Source organism: Glycomyces tritici, from assembly GCF_030403505.1.
This window is the reverse complement of the sequence record NZ_JAUEMJ010000011.1, coordinates 157,820-172,877: the sequence shown is the minus strand read 5'-3', so window position 1 is coordinate 172,877 and position 15,058 is coordinate 157,820. Positions and strand designations below refer to the sequence as shown.

10 protein-coding genes are annotated in these 15,058 nt (G+C 68.5%); 5 read left to right on the top strand and 5 right to left on the bottom strand.

What is annotated here, in order from left to right:
- The first annotated feature begins 672 nt into the window (after positions 1 to 672).
- On the top strand, positions 673 to 1,890 hold the full coding sequence (locus tag QWI33_RS25810; protein WP_289959724.1) for a glycosyltransferase: 1,218 nt from the start codon (positions 673 to 675) through the stop codon (positions 1,888 to 1,890).
- A 247-nt stretch (positions 1,891 to 2,137) separates the two neighbouring features.
- On the opposite strand, the gene QWI33_RS25805 is transcribed toward QWI33_RS25810, so the two are convergent.
- Positions 2,138 to 3,415 (bottom strand): M20 metallopeptidase family protein, encoded by a 1,278-nt coding sequence (locus QWI33_RS25805; RefSeq protein WP_289959723.1) that lies wholly within the window; start codon positions 3,413 to 3,415, stop codon positions 2,138 to 2,140.
- A gap of 853 nt (positions 3,416 to 4,268) precedes the next feature.
- On the opposite strand from QWI33_RS25805, the gene QWI33_RS25800 reads away from it, so the two are divergent.
- Entirely contained in the window at positions 4,269 to 5,657 is a 1,389-nt protein-coding gene (locus tag QWI33_RS25800) for a thiol-activated cytolysin family protein (protein ID WP_289959722.1), read from the top strand.
- Between the two features lie 141 nt (positions 5,658 to 5,798).
- Here the strand turns inward: QWI33_RS25800 and QWI33_RS25795 are convergent, their stop codons facing one another.
- Positions 5,799 to 6,224: a peptidase inhibitor family I36 protein gene (locus QWI33_RS25795; RefSeq protein ID WP_289959721.1), complete on the bottom strand. Its 426-nt coding sequence runs from the start codon at positions 6,222 to 6,224 to the stop codon at positions 5,799 to 5,801.
- A 462-nt stretch (positions 6,225 to 6,686) separates the two neighbouring features.
- Entirely contained in the window at positions 6,687 to 7,388 is a 702-nt protein-coding gene (locus QWI33_RS25790; protein ID WP_289959720.1) for a TetR/AcrR family transcriptional regulator C-terminal domain-containing protein, read from the bottom strand.
- Between the two features lie 114 nt (positions 7,389 to 7,502).
- Here QWI33_RS25790 and QWI33_RS25785 point away from each other — a divergent pair, with 114 nt between their 5' ends.
- Positions 7,503 to 8,960, top strand: a complete 1,458-nt coding sequence (locus QWI33_RS25785) for an MFS transporter (RefSeq protein ID WP_289959719.1) — start codon at positions 7,503 to 7,505, stop codon at positions 8,958 to 8,960.
- A gap of 292 nt (positions 8,961 to 9,252) precedes the next feature.
- Positions 9,253 to 10,527, top strand: a complete 1,275-nt coding sequence (locus QWI33_RS25780; protein ID WP_289959718.1) for a peptidase inhibitor family I36 protein — start codon at positions 9,253 to 9,255, stop codon at positions 10,525 to 10,527.
- Between the two features lie 240 nt (positions 10,528 to 10,767).
- On the opposite strand, the gene QWI33_RS25775 is transcribed toward QWI33_RS25780, so the two are convergent.
- Both QWI33_RS25775 and QWI33_RS25770 read right to left on the bottom strand, forming a co-directional pair.
- The gene (locus QWI33_RS25775; protein WP_289959717.1) at positions 10,768 to 11,199 is read right to left on the bottom strand and encodes a universal stress protein; all 432 of its coding nucleotides are present in this window, start codon (positions 11,197 to 11,199) and stop codon (positions 10,768 to 10,770) included.
- A gap of 169 nt (positions 11,200 to 11,368) precedes the next feature.
- The gene (locus tag QWI33_RS25770; RefSeq protein ID WP_289959716.1) at positions 11,369 to 11,785 is read right to left on the bottom strand and encodes a pyridoxamine 5'-phosphate oxidase family protein; all 417 of its coding nucleotides are present in this window, start codon (positions 11,783 to 11,785) and stop codon (positions 11,369 to 11,371) included.
- A gap of 468 nt (positions 11,786 to 12,253) precedes the next feature.
- On the opposite strand from QWI33_RS25770, the gene ppdK reads away from it, so the two are divergent.
- Positions 12,254 to 14,956: a pyruvate, phosphate dikinase gene (gene ppdK / locus QWI33_RS25765; RefSeq protein ID WP_289959715.1), complete on the top strand. Its 2,703-nt coding sequence runs from the start codon at positions 12,254 to 12,256 to the stop codon at positions 14,954 to 14,956.
- Positions 14,957 to 15,058 lie beyond the last annotated feature (102 nt).

Here is a 15,058-nt window from a genome sequence, read left to right as displayed (position 1 = left end):
TTCCTCGGTGCGGATGCCCCTGAGCACTGAGAGCGCGATGTAGCCGCGGAACGGGCGGTCCCGGCGGGCGTAGAGGAGCAAGGCCTGGTCAAGGGTGAGTGCTTTGCTTGGTCTGCCAGGTTTTCCTTTGAGGGCGTCGACGAGCGCGGCGACGTTGTGGCCGGCGTGGTTGCGTGCCTGGGCGAGTGGGGGTGTCCGTGATACGGACCTGCTCGTCATCCGCCGACCCTCGATCGGGTCGCTCTCTCGGGCATTATCCGGCTATCCCATGGGGCGTCTTCGACGCCCAGGCGCAAACCGGGAGAGGGATCGCGACGCCATTCTTCGCGCCAGTTCAGAGGTCGGGGCTGCCGTCGCCGTGGGCTTGTGTAGATCGGGACGGGTTCGCCAGCGGCTGAAAGAGAGCGGAGCGGGCATGTCAAGCGCCCGTGTCGCGCCAAATCTCTGCTGAGAGAAGGAAGGCGGCGAATCTACAGGCCCGGCCAACCGGTGCCGCTCTGGCACGAAACCGAATCGGGCCGGCTCAAGGCCGCATGACGCGCTGTTCCCTGCCCCTTTCATTGTCTATCACCCCGAGTGCGAAACCAGGTTCACCGGGGGCCTGATATGGGTTCTGACCTGGGGCAGAATCGGCGGTCGACACCGAAATCGCTCCAACCGAGGAGACATGGAATGCGCGTACTGCTCGCCTCCCGCGGGTCCCGCGGGGACATCGAACCGCTCGCCGGACTCGCCGCTCGTCTCACCGCCAAGGGCGCCGACGTGACGATCGCCGCGCCGCCGGACCGGGAGTTCACCGATCTGGCCAACCGTGCCGGCGCACGGCACATGCCGGTCGATGCGCCGATCCGCCAGATGGTCCAGGCCATCGCCAAAGGCACCGGCCCCAGCATGCACCAGCACATCCGCGAGATCCTCGCCTCCCACGGCCCCGCGTTCACTGCCGTGGCAGAGGAGGGCTGCGACGCGATCATCGCAACCGGGTTGTTCCCCGTCGTCGCCACCGCTCAAGCCATCGCCGAGCGCTACGACATTCCGTTCGCCAGCGCCGCCCTCCAACCCACCACTTTGCCCTCGCACACCCAGCGGCCGTTCCCGATGCCCGGATGGCCGCTGCCCGAGGGGCTCGACAACCGTGAGCTGTGGGAGTGGGACAAGCGGAAGATGCAGGCGACGTTCGGTGAACCGGTCAACGCCTACCGCGAGTCCATCGGGCTGCCGCCGACCGACGACATCCGGACCCGCACCTTGACCGATCACCGCTGGCTCGCCACCGACCCGGTCCTCAGCCCCTGGGAGCCGACGGACCTCATCGAAGTGGTCCAGACCGGCGCCTGGATGCTGCCTGACGAGCGCCCGCTCCCTGCCGACCTGGAGGTCTTCCTCGATGCTGGAGATGCCCCGGTGTACATCGGGTTCGGGAGCATCCCGGTCCGCGATGCCGAGGACGCGGCCCGCGCGGTGGTCGAGTCGGTCCGCGCGCACGGCCGCCGCGCCGTCCTTTCGCGAGGCTGGGCCGGGCTGGCCCCGATCGACGACGCCGACGACTGCTTCGTCATCGACGAGGTCAATCAGCAGGCGCTGTTCCCACGAGCGGCCGCGATCGTCCACCACGGCGGGGCCGGCACCACCCACACCGCGACCCGCTCGGGCACACCGCAGGTGGTCGTGCCCCAGATCGTCGACCAGCCTTACTGGGCCGGTCGTGTCGCCGAACTCGGCATCGGCGCCCACCACGACGGCCCTGTGCCCACTACCGAGACCCTCACTGCCGCGCTGGGGATCGCGCTCGCGCCCGAGGCGCGGGCGCGCGCCGCCGAGGTCGGCCCGTTGGTCCGCACCGACGGCGCCGACATCGCAGCGGACCTCGTCCTCGACATGGCCGGCTGACCGCCGAGGACATGCTGAGGAGTCAGGTCCGCCCGGCTCCTCAGCATGCGCGCAGTCGACTCCGGCAGTTTCCGCCATATCCGCGTTTCATCGATGTACTCCAAGCTCGCGGAGGTCACCCCGCCCGTCGAGCATCGCGTCAGCGCACTCGCCTTGGCGCCGATCGTGCCTTCGTGCGTCGGCTATGCCCCGGATGCGGAGCGGGGGCTCTCGGCTCGCATCGCCGGGAGCACCGCCGGGGGAGTCGTCAGCAGCGCGTGCGTTCGGCGAGCCAGCCGGACATGGCGCGGACGCCGATGCCGATGGCGGACTCGTCGGGTTCGAACGTGCCGAAGTGGGGGAAGGACGTGGCGATGTCGGCTCCGGGGGAGCGGACGCCGAGGTACGTGTAGGTGCCGGGGACCTGTTCGAGGAACAGTGCGAAGTCCTCGCCGCTGAAGGGCAACGAAGCGCGCATCACGATCGCCGAGTCCCGGCCCATCGCGCGGCGCAGGTGGCGCTTGAGGTCGTGGGCCTCCGTCTCCGGGCAGACCATGGCGGGGAAGGGATCGGCCGGGAAGTGCACGGCCGCAACGCCATAGGCGGCGGCGAGTGCGGCGATGCCGTCGCGGACCTCGGTGTAGCGCTCCTGGGGCCAGCAGCGGTAGGCGAGGCCGACTTCGGCGCCGTCCTCGGATTCGCTCTCGACCCAGGCCTGAGCGGTGACGAACTGCGTGAGGGGGCCGTCCTCGATCTGGAGCGCTTCGGCCAGCGCTTCAAGGTCTTCGGAGCTCGTCGGCAGTGGAACCGTGCTGAGCCCGTTGATGTCGGCGGCCAGCCGGGCCGCTCGGTCGCCCGCGTCCGGGCCGGTGAGGACGACGGTGCCGCGGTCTTGACCGGGCAGCCCGACGCCGGGGTTGATCCCGAAGGTGCCCACGGGCATCGCCGCGCAGTGGAGGGCGTGGATCTCCTCGGGGCCGGTGTTCAGGATACCGTCGGCGATCATGGCGCGGGCGCCGGTCAGATCCTCTTCGGCGGGTTGGAAGACGAATACGACGGTGCCGCTCAGCCTGCGGCGCAACCGCGCGAGGGTCTGTGCGACGCCGACGCCGACGGCCGTGTGCAGGTCGTGCCCGCACAGGTGCGCCGTGTCGGCTCCGCCGCCGATCTGATCGTGCGGCGGCACGGCGTCCATGTCGGCACGGTAGGCCACCGTTCGGCCCGGATGGTGTCCCTTGAGGATGCCGACGACGCCGTTGCCGCCGACACCGGTGGTGACGGCGAGCCCGGCGGCGGTCAGGAGCTCGGCCACGAGCGCGCTGGTGCGGGTCTCTTCGCCCGGGCCTTCGGGATGGGCGTGGAGGTCGCGGCGCAGCGCGATGAGATCCGCTTCGAAGCGGGCGGCGGTCGAGTCGATCAGGTGTTGAGCCAAGCCGGTGGCGTCGGCGGTTGCGGCGTGGGCCGGGTCGCCGGCGACCACGGCGGCGGCGGTCGCCGCGCCGAAGACGGCCCGCCGGGTGAGAGCGGTGTGCTTGAAGTGGGACATGGGTTTCCTTCACTGTCAGCGGCAGGGCCGCGGGGTGTTGACAGTGATGATTCTGCTGTGGACGAAAGTGCGGCGCAGTCATGCCAGCCCCCGCATCCGCAGGACTGCTGTCCCCCGCGCGGGAGGGGACATTGGCCCCGGGCCTCAGCGGGCAAGGCGTGACGTGGATCAGGGTGTTGGCCGCGGACCTCGTAACGGTTGGCTTCAGGCGGCGCGAGAAGGCCGCTGTCGTTTCAGGAACTAGTGCTCCATCCGTGAGTTGTTCGGGCTGGTCGCGGCGGCGGTAGTGGCTTCGCTTGGCGGCCTTGTTCTTCCGGCGTCGCCATCGGATCCAGGCCAGGATGTGGGCGGCCGGTGACCTCTTCGGCGACAGCGAGGTCGAGCCAGCCGCAGGCGTATTCGTGCAGGTTTCTGCTGCCCTTGCCGATCGGGTGGACGGACCAGTTTCGGGATGGGATCGCCTCGGTGAGGGCATCGGCCCCGCGCCGGTTCGGTGAGCGGGTCGGTGCGCAGCTTCGTGGAAGCGGCCCAGGCCAGTGCGAACGGAAGCCCGGTGTCGTAGGGGCCGCGGCGCCGACGGTGACCGCCCCATGGTCGTCAAGGTGAGCTGAGCGCCGTCAGCGGTACCAGGCACGGTCGGATCCGCGATGTCGGGAAGTTGACACGAGGCGGCGTCCCAGCAGCGAATAGAGACATTGACCTGCGGGTTCAGCATGTCTTCGGGCGGGGTCGAGACGGCATCGAGCGCGGTGTCCGGATTGAACCAGCCGGTAGCGCGGAATGTGTCGATATTCTCACGTTCAGTGACTGGCGATGCGCAGTGCACGCCGACGCCTAGATCGAGGAGATCGCAATGGTGCAACAGCAGACCACTACCGCCGTGCCAACCAAGGATCACGGCGGGCCCGAACAACAGCCCAAGCGACCGCCGATGCCCCATATCAAGGACGTGGCCCCCGCGTGGGCAATCGCCCACCCGGACGGATCGTGGGAGCTGGACTGGAACGTCAATGGAGCCGACCACTATCAGGTCGTCCTTGAAGGCGCCGAGGGTGAGGCGCCTCGGGTCGTCGCCAAAGGGCCGGACCTCGGTTCGTTGCAGCTTCCCAATATCGCCAAAGCGCATCGGCTACGCGTCATCGCTCGAATGGGCGATGACGCCTACGCGGTGTCGAAGGTCGGCACCGGAGCTCGCGACGCCAAGGCGGACGTCAGTGAGCACTTGCGGGAGTGGAAGTCCTGGAAGGAGTTGGCTCCTCCCCATCCGGATGGAAAGACGCTCCTGCACACCACGACAGAGCCAGTCTGGTTGGGCGGCTGGACGACGATCACCACGCAGCGGTGGCGAGTGGTCCGAACCCCTCAGACCCTGATGACGTTCCGTTCGGCCTTCGGCGACCTGTTCCCCGGGGCGATCGTGCAGTCCAAGACCGCCATCGCGAATGGGGCGCTCACCTCTGCCAAGGTCGAAACGGAGGAGCGCGTGCCGCTCACCCCGGTGATCACCGCGCTCAACAGCGGCAAGATCAGCCCAGTGCCGCCCATCTACGACGCGGTCTACGGCGCGATCAAGGAGGCGGTGGCGGGTCGAAAATGCACCTCGTCCGACATCCGGTTCTCCATCGCCGAGGCCCAGACCAGCGAGCAGACGGCGCTCTCACTGAACGTCTCCGGAAAATACGGCGGCTTCGCCGCCAGCCTTAACGTCGAGAGCAACCGCAAGGAAAACCAGAACACCGTGCTGGCCTTCCTGCAGCAGCGGGCTTTCACCGCCAGCGTGCAGATCGTGAGCCCCGAAGATCTGTTCAGCGACAAGTTCACCGAAGAGCGGCTCGCCCGCTTGAAGACGTTGGGGACGATGGACCGGGACAACCCTCCGCTGCTCGTCTCCGATGTCATCTACGGGCGGATCGTGGCCATCACCATCACCTCGAAAGCGTCCGAAAGCGACCTCACGGCCGCTGCGCAAGCCTCCTACAACGGGTTCGGCGCCGAAGTCGGCACCGACGTCAAAGACGCGCACAAAGAGACACTCGCAAAATCCGACATCAAGGTCTTCGCGCAAGGCGGCGACACGGAGGCGATCAAAGCCGCTATGAAAGACGGCGCGCTGGCCGACTACTTCGGCGAGGAGAAGAACCTCGAGGACTTCGAGCCCATCGGCTTCGTCCTCAAGACGCTCGACGATGAACTCGCAACGATGAGCGAGCACTACGAGTACGAAACCACGTCGTTCTCCTGAAGCGCGGACTCCAGCCGGCGGATTCCACGAAACGGGCGTCGCCGTGCGTGGGCAGAGCACGCGGCGGTCAGGGGCCGTGCGGCCCGGTGTTGAGCCTGCCGCAAAGCCCCTGCCGCATCAGCGGCACCGCTCGGTCTGCGCTCATTCGGGCTCCACCGGGGGCCTGCATTGGTGCAACGTCACGATGCTCTTGGTGGCGTTGTCGAATCCGTAGAGGTCGCGACGACTCGTATGCGCGCAGACGAGAAACAGGCCGATTCCGGTGCCGTCGCGCTGATTGGCCAGACGAACGGGGAAATTGGAGTTGTTGCGGATTGAACTGGCCCGGTACTCGGTCGAGGCCGACAGATTGTAGAGCGCGCCGCCGGCATGGCGCGGATTCCAATCGACGAGCTTCTCACCGCTGAAGTCCGGCTTCGACCACATGCAGACGTGGCCCTTGGCGCAGTCGTCCCATGCCTCCGGGGCATCGGCCGGTGCCGCGGACGCCGTCCCGGCGGTGAAGCCGGTGGCCATGAGCACGGCCGCACCGGCAGCCGTCAAGGCGGCCCTGAACTTCCTGGACATCGCCGTCTCCCTCCTCGGTTCGCGTCCGGCATGGCCGCTTCGGTGGCGACTTGCTGCGGTCGCGTAATACGACACGGAAAACCCTAGGATCGGCACAGGCGCCGGAGCGCGATTCACGGTGATCGCCGCTGACGGATATCCGACGGTGGGGTTCGGCCGAATCACCGACACGATCACCATGGATTGCGAAAACCGTTCATTGCGTGGTCGATCGACTGTCGGCACTCCGATTCCAAGCCCGGGAGGCACAGCGCTCATGACCATCACCGAGCAAGGCGCCACCGCCACGGAGTTTCAACCGGCCTCAGGGGAGCTGCAGAACGTGCATGCCGTGCGGCTCGGCTGACCGATCACGGCAGTGGGGGCTTGGTAAGGCGCTGAGGTGGACCCCGGCTTCATGCTCGGGCGAGCCAGGGCCGGCGTGCCGGATGGCCCGATGCTCTCGAGGTGCCCGCGAGGGCGCTAGGGCGCGTCCGTGTCCAGTTGGAGTGCGAGTCCGTCGAGCAGGAAGCGCAGTCCGTTGTGGAAGCTGCCTTCCCAGTCGTCGTCGTAGAGGTAGCGCTGGGCGGCGAGGGTCGGGTAGCGGTCGGCCTCGGACTGGAGCCGTTGTTGGCCGATGCGGCGTTCTTCGTCGCTGATGTGGAGTGCGGTCTCGGTGGAGGCCGAGCCCATGACGTGGTTGTACAGCGCCCAGGTCGCCGCGCGGAGTGCGTGGTCGGTGAAGCCGGTGCGGACGAGCGTGGACTGCAGCGTCTCCATCTGCGCGAGGAAGTTCGGCCCCAGGCTCGGACGGCGCCGGGCGGTGACCGCTGCGGCCCAAGGGTGTCGCAGCAGCGCGGTGCGCCAGGCGACGAGCACCGCGGTGAGGTCGTCGCGCCAGCCGACCGCCCGCTCGGGGGCCGGGGCCACCTCGCCGAAGATCGCGTCGACTGCGAGGTCGACGACGTCGTCCTTGGTCTTCACGTGCCAGTACAGCGAGGGAGCGGCGACGCCCAGGCGTTGGGCGAGCCTGCGCATGGAGAGCTGCTCGATGCCCTCTTCGTCCAAGAGCGCTACGGCCGCTTCTACAATGCGCGCCAATGAGAGCGGCGGATCCTCCTTCGCCGTGCGGGCCGGCCGCAGCCAGACGCTGCGCACCTCCTCGGCATCGTGCTTTCCGCTCATGCCGACCCTCCTTCGCCTGAATCGAGCCTCAGTGTAGTACGGTGCTCGATGCAACTAACACTGTTAGTTTCATGGAACAACGTTCGAGAGGATTCGCGATGAGGACGAGGCGACATGACTGAGTCACGCGCAGCACGATGGACCCTGCCCGTGGTGGCAGCGGCACAACTCCTGGTGGTCCTTGACGGGACCATCGTCAACATCGCCCTTCCGTCCGCACAGGACGAGCTGGGGATGAGCGACGCGAGCCGGCATTGGGCGATCACCGCCTACCTGCTGGCCTTCGGCGGCCTCCTGCTGATCGGCGGCAGGATCAGCGGCCTCCTGGGCCACCGGCGCGCGTTCGGCGTCGGCCTGGCCGGGTTCGCGGCCGCCTCCGCACTCGGCGGTCTCGCCGTCGACCCGGCGATGCTGTTCGGTGCCCGCGCCTTGCAGGGCGTCTTCGCCGCCCTGCTCGCCCCGGCCGCGCTGGCGCTGCTGACGACGACCTTCACCGATCCGCGCGAACGGGGCCGCGCGTTCGGCGTGTTCGCCGCTATCGGCGCCGCGGGTTCAGCCGTCGGCCTGATCGCGGGCGGCCTGCTCACCGAGTACGCCAGCTGGCGGTGGTGCCTCTACATCAACGTGCCCATCGCGGTCCTCGCCCTCATCGGCACGGCCCTGGTGCCCAAGGACCTCCCCGTGCGGGGCACCGGCCGACTCGATGTCGCCGGCGCGGTCCTCAGCTCGGCGGGATTCGTCGCCATCGTCTACGCCTTCAACGAGGCCGAGCCCCGCGGCTGGGACTCGCCCGTGGTCCTGGGCCTCCTCGCGGGCGGCGTCCTGCTCTTGGCGGTCTTCGTCCTGGTCGAGCGCCGGACATCGGACCCGCTGCTGCCCATGCGCATCCTGGCGCACCGGGCCCGCGCGGGCGCGTTCATCGCGATCACGCTCATGATCCTTTCGATGTTCGGCTTCTACCTCTTCATGAGCTACTACACCCAGGCCGTACTCGGATACACGCCTTTGCAGGCGGGCCTGACGCTCATCATCAACGCCGTCGCGGCCCTGGTCGGCTCGATGCTCATCGCGGGCCGCCTGTACGGCCGCGTCCCGAACGCGGCCCTGATCCTGCCCGGCCTGCTCGCGGCCGCGGCAGGGATGCTCCTGCTGACCCGGCTGGAAGCGGACACCGCGAACGTCCTGCCGCTCTTCCTCGTTCCCGCGATGGTGCTCACCGGGCTGGGGCTCGGCCTGGTCATCACGCCCACCGCGATCCTGGCCACCACCGGGATGGGAGGCCACGAGATCGGCGCCGCGTCGGCGACCTACAACGCGGCCCAGCAGCTCGGCGCGGCGCTGGGCATCGCACTGCTGAACACCGTCGCCACGAGCGCGACCGCCTCCTACCTGGCGGAGAACGCCGACGCCACACTCGATGCGGCACCGGTCCACGGCTACACCATCGCCCTGGCTGTCGCGACAGGCATCCTGATCGCCACGGCGATCGCCTGCGCGCCGCTGCTGAAGGCGACGCGCACCGCAGTGCACTCGGACGAGGACCACGACGAGCCCGTCTTGACGTCGTACTAGCGGCGGTTCCCGCGCGGCCGTCGAGCCGCTCTGCACCGCGGGCCCCTCATTGCAAGGTATAGCGAGGACCGCCCTCGACCTCCTCGTCGCCCGGAGGTCGAGGGCGGTCCCGTTCGGATCAGACGCTCACCGGGAGCGATTCCTACCGATTTAAGATCTCTGCGCTACCTGCGCTTACTGTCGCATTTGCGATAGACACTCATGCGGTTACCGATTTAATCTTGCCTATGCGGTGGATACCGGCATACAACGTCATCTACCGCACAATCCTGACAACAGGAAGGGAATCGACGTGACCGAACCGTACGTCATCCACGGCAGGGGCAAAGACCAATGCCCGCCCAACACGTTCTGCCTGTTCGCCGACATCAACTTCAATGTCGACGGCCCCCGAACCTCCATCCTCGTCATCCCTGCCGGATCGACCTCGAACAACTTCTCAGAACACGGCTTCAACCAGTCCGACGACGGCGTCTCCTCCGTCGTCAACGGCACCAACGAGGAAAACGCCCTGTTCACCAAGATCGACCAGGGCGGCCACCGCTTCCCCGTGCCGGCGAAGAGCGAGATCGCCGACCTCACGAAGTACAAGCTGCCCGGAAGCCGCACCGGCACGTGGAACGACCAGCCGCAGTCCGCCCTCGCGTACAAAGAAGTCGTACCGGTGCCGGTCATCGACCAGCCGCTCGCCGATGCCAAGGTCGAGAACGCCACGCAGCACGTCTCGGGCACCGCCCCCGGGGCGGTCGACAAGGTCGAGATCTACGACGAGCTCAAGCTCATCGGCACCGTTCCGGTCTCCAACGGCCAGTGGACCTTCACGCCCAGCACCGACTGGAGCGAGGGCAAGCATGAACTCGCTGTCCTCGCCGTGCACGGCAGCGCGAAGTCCGGCCGCGCCTACCGCAACTTCTACCTGGTGAAACCCACCGCGACCGTGCAGATCACCACCCCGAAGAACGGCGCGCACGTCGACGACTCGGCGCACATCGAGGGGCACGCATTCCACGCAGGCGCCGTCGAACTCAAAGACGGCGACACCGCCCTCGGCACCGTGCCGGTCACCGGCGACATGTGGGCGTACGCCCACGCCGAAGCATGGGCGCTCGGCGAGCACACCGTCCACGCCACCGCCGTCTCCGGCGGCATCCGGTCCACCGAGGCGCGGACCACCTTCACCGTCGAGAAGCAGAACCTCAACGTCACCTACCAGTTCTCCGGAAGCTGGTCGGACACCACCAGCGGCGTCGAAGAGCACGTGTACTCCTACAACATCGTCCTGACCGCCGACACCAAGTCCGTTGAACGGTGGCGGTTGGGATTCAAGCAGCTCCCCGCGAAGGCGCACCTCGCCAAGATGTTCACCGACACGTTCTGGGGCGTGATCATCAAGGATGGCGCCGACGGGACCGTCCTCCTCGGTTCCCCGCCGCCCGAGCAGGGCAAGCACATCATCTTCGCCGGGAAGGAGCTGCACGTCCAAGTGCAGGTGGCGTTCCCTGACAAGAACTCCGCGCACGAGAAGCTCTACGGCCTCTTCGCCGAGGACTGGGGCAAGTCCGCCTGACTCCTGCTGGGGCACTTCCTTCGACTGCGGCCGGAACCTGCGCAGGTACCGGCCGCCAATGCCGCGTCACTGTCGAGCATGGAGGCCGCCCGTCGATGCCGCGGCCGGTCACTCCATGTCACCAGTTCGAGCGGTGCCGTCACAGCGACCAAATGCTCCGGATGCAGGGACTTCGGTCCCTTCTAAACGGACACGCACGGGCCGCGACCATCGGTCGCGGCCCAAGCGTGTCCATCGTGTTCAGCCCCGGACGACGACGACCGGGCATTCGGCGTGGGTGACGCAGTGGAGGCTGACGGAACCGAGCAGGGTGCCGGCGAACGCGCCTCGCCCGCGGCTGCCGACGACCAGCAGGTCCGCGGTCTTCGAGCGCTCGACCAGGATCTTGGGCGGATACCCCTGGAGGGTCGCCGCCTCGACCGGTGCATCGGTCCGGCCGGCGAGGACTTCGTCGATCGAGCCCTGCAGGGCGCGTTTGGCCGTGCCCTCGAAGTTCTCGCCGGGCACTCTCGTGATCGGGACGCCGTACTCGTTGGGGATCTGCCAGACGTGCAGTGCCTCGACGACGGCGCCGAGACGATCGGCATGGTCGATCGCCCACCGTAGGGCGTCGAGCGACGCCGGCGAGCCGTCGATCGCTACGACGATGCGTTCGGGTACCTGATCCACCATTTCGTTGCTCCTTATGCGACGACACCGACGACGATGCCCCGCTCTTGATTGCGGTTCGACATGACCCGCTCCTTCCTCTCGGTCTCCAGTCTCGCCGCGGCGGGGGCGCTGAATCAGTGCCGAAGGTCCCTCGCCCTGGGGCCGGTGGTCACGAGAAGCGGAAGCGGGCTCAGTGGGTGATGCTCAGGCGCAGGCCGGTCACTTCGCGGGGATGGATGGCGATGACCATGTCGTGGGGCCGGTCGATCCACGACTGGACCTGCCTGCCCAGCTGCGCGGCGCGGGGGTGGTCGGAGACGTCGGTCGCGGTGCCGGTGACCAGCACGCTCCAGCCGAAGTGGCTGTGGGCCTTGATCTCGTCGGACTGGTACGAGACGGGCAGTCCCGGCTGCGCTTTGACGGCTTCGGCGAACGCCGAGGCGTGGTGGGTGTACACGACGATCTCGCCATCGACCACGGCGTGGTTCAGCGGCCTGATGACCGGCAGCCCGTCGACGACGAACGCGACGCGCCCGTACTCGGCGTGGATCAGGTACCCCATCGCGACTTTGGGCTCCAGTCGGACCGGCTCTCGCTCGTGCTCCACATCAGCCTCCGCGCTGCCTGCCGCCGGCGGTCTCGCCGGTGGCGGCTCGGTTCCATGACAGGCGGCTCGCGCCCTCGATTCGACCGTAGCAGCGTTACGCGGCCGGATCGCGCGAACGCGGGGCGGCGAGCGTAGGTGCCACCTCGTGGTCGCGCCCATCCCCGGCGACGAAGACGCCGCAGTGCTCGTCCAGCCGATGGTCGACGCCTTCGTCGAACGCGCCGCGGCATCGTCAACCCGGTCATACCCGCCCCCTGCGGCGTCCAAGCCGTCGACATCAAGCTCCGACTTGCCCGCATCGGCGATGAACCCGACCCGCTCGCCCGGAGCCTCCGCGACCGTCCCGGCGCCCGACGGCCGATGCTTTCGGACCGTTAGCTCCCCCCGCCAGTCCCGATGGGCCCAAGCTGGACGGGCCGGTTCGGGCATCAAATGAACCATGAGCACCTGACGAAGAAAGGCACTGCGATGACCGCGACGACGCACAGGTACGTGTACGCCTTCGCCGAAGGCGACAAGGACCACCGCGACCTTCTGGGAGGCAAAGGCGCCGGGCTCGCCGAGATGACCAACCTCGGCCTGCCCGTCCCGCCCGGCTTCACCATCACCACCGAGGCGTGCCGCCGCTACCTCGCCACCGGCGACGACCCTCCGGGCCTGGCCGAAGAGATCGACAAGCACCTGGCGGGCCTGGAGGCCGATCGCGGCAAACGCCTCGGCGACCCCGAGGACCCGCTGCTCGTCTCCGTCCGCTCAGGGGCGAAGTTCTCCATGCCCGGCATGATGGACACCGTCCTGGACATCGGACTCAACGACGAGGCCGTGATCGGCCTGGCCGCCGCCGGCGGCGAACGCTTCGCCTGGGACTCCTACCGGCGCCTCATCCAGATGTTCGGCGCCACGGTCCTGGGCATCGAGGCCGAGGAGTTCACCAAGGCCCTGGAAGAGGCCAAACACCGCAGCGGCGCGCGACGCGACATCGACCTGGACGCCGCCGCCCTGCGCGACCTCGTGGCGGACTACAAGCGGATCGTCAACGCCGCCACCGGGATCGACTTCCCGCAGGACCCGCGCGAGCAGCTCGACATGACCGTCCGCGCCGTCTTCGACTCCTGGAACACCGACCGCGCCCGCGTCTACCGCCGCAGCGAACGCATCCCCGAGGACCTCGGCACCGCCGTCAACGTCATGTCGATGGTCTACGGCAACCTCGGGCCCGACTCGGGCACCGGCGTCGCCTTCACCCGCGACCCCGCCACCGGCGCTCCCGGCGTCTACGGCGACTACCTAGCGAACGCCCAAGGCGAAGACGTCGTCGCCGGCGTCCGCACACCCGTGCCGCTCGCCCAGCTCGAGCAACTCGACCCCGCCGCCTACGCCGAACTCCTGCGCATCATGGCGCTCCTCGAAGCGCACTACCAGGACCTGTGCGACATCGAGTTCACCATCGAGCACGGGCGCCTGTGGATGCTCCAGACCCGCATCGGCAAGCGCACCGCCGCAGCGGCGTTCCGCATCGCGCTCCAACTGGTCGACGACAACCGCATCAGCATCGAAGACGCCCTCGGCCGCGTCACCGGCGAGCAGCTCTCACAGCTGATGTTCCCCCGGTTCGACACCGAGGCGAATGCCCAACCGATCGCCTCCGGCGTGCCCGCCTCACCCGGAGCCGCCGTCGGCGCGGCCGTCTTCGACGCCGCCACCGCCGAATCACGCGAAGGCCCGACCATCCTGGTCCGGCGGGAGACCAGCCCGGACGACCTCCCCGGCATCATCGCCGCCGCCGGCGTCCTCACCAGTCGCGGTGGCAAGACCTCCCATGCCGCCGTCGTCGCCCGCGGCATGGGCAAGACCTGCGTCGTCGGTGCCGACGACCTCCAGATCGACTACGACCGCAAGCAGTTCACGACCCCCGGCGGCGCCGTCGTGCGCGAAGGCGACATCGTCTCCATCGACGGCGCCACCGGAGCCGTGTACGCCGGGGCGATCCCCGTCGTCCCGCCACCGGTCGTGGAGTACTTCGAAGGCCGCCTCACCCGCGAACAGCACCGAGCCGACCCCGTCGTCCAAGCCGTCGCCCGCATGATGGCGTACGCCGACGAACGCCGCCGCCTCGGCGTCCACGCCAACGCCGACACGCCCGCAGACGCCGCCAGAGCCCGGCGCTTCGGCGCCGACGGCATCGGCCTGTGCCGCACCGAGCACATGTTCCTCGGCGAGCGCCGCCGCCTGGTCGAACGACTCGTCCTCGCCGACACCGAGGACGAACGCGACAGCGCGCTCGCCGAACTCCTCCCGCTCCAGCTCGGGGACTTCACCGGGCTCTTCGCCGCCATGGACGGGCTGCCGGTCACGATCCGGCTCCTCGACCCGCCGCTGCACGAGTTCCTGCCCGACCTCACCGAGCTGTCCGTCAAGGTCGCGCTGGCCGAAGCACGCGGCGAGCCCGACGAGACCGACATCCGGCTCCTGGCGGCCGTGCGACGCCTCCACGAGCAGAACCCGATGCTCGGTCTGCGCGGTGTACGACTCGGCCTGGCCGTTCCAGGCCTGGTGGCCGTCCAGGTCCGCGCGATCGCGCTCGCCGCCACGGCCCGCATCAAGGCCGGCAGCGACCCCCGCCCGGAGATCATGGTGCCGCTCATCGGCAGCGTCGAGGAGTTCGACCTCATGCACGCCGAGATCCGCCGCGTCCTCGACGAAGTCGCCGCCGAGACCGGCATCGCCGTCGACGCGGCGATCGGCACGATGATCGAACTGCCCCGTGCCGCGCTGACGGCCGGGCGCATCGCCGAGCGCGCCGCGTTCTTCTCGTTCGGGACCAACGACCTCACACAGACGACCTGGGGGTTCTCCCGCGACGACGTCGAAGGCTCCTTCTTCCCCGTCTACTTCGCCAAGGGCGTCTTCGCCGACTCCCCGTTCGAGTCCCTCGATGAAGAGGGCGTCGGCCGCCTCGTCGAGCTCGCGGTCGAAGAGGGCCGGGCCGCCAACCGCGACCTCGTTATCGGCGTCTGCGGCGAGCACGGCGGCGACCCGTCCTCCGTTCGCTTCTTCGACCGCATCGGTCTCGACTACGTCTCCTGCTCGCCGTTCCGCGTCCCCATCGCCCGCCTTGAAGCGGGCCGGGCGGCCGTCGCCGCACAGAAGGAGGACATGGACACGCGTTGAGCCGAGCGCTGCTCCACGACGCGGACGCCCGATCGGGATTCGCACGAGGCCCGGCTCCAAAGTCGGGGCCGGGCCCAAGTCCATTCCCAACTGCAGAAAGGC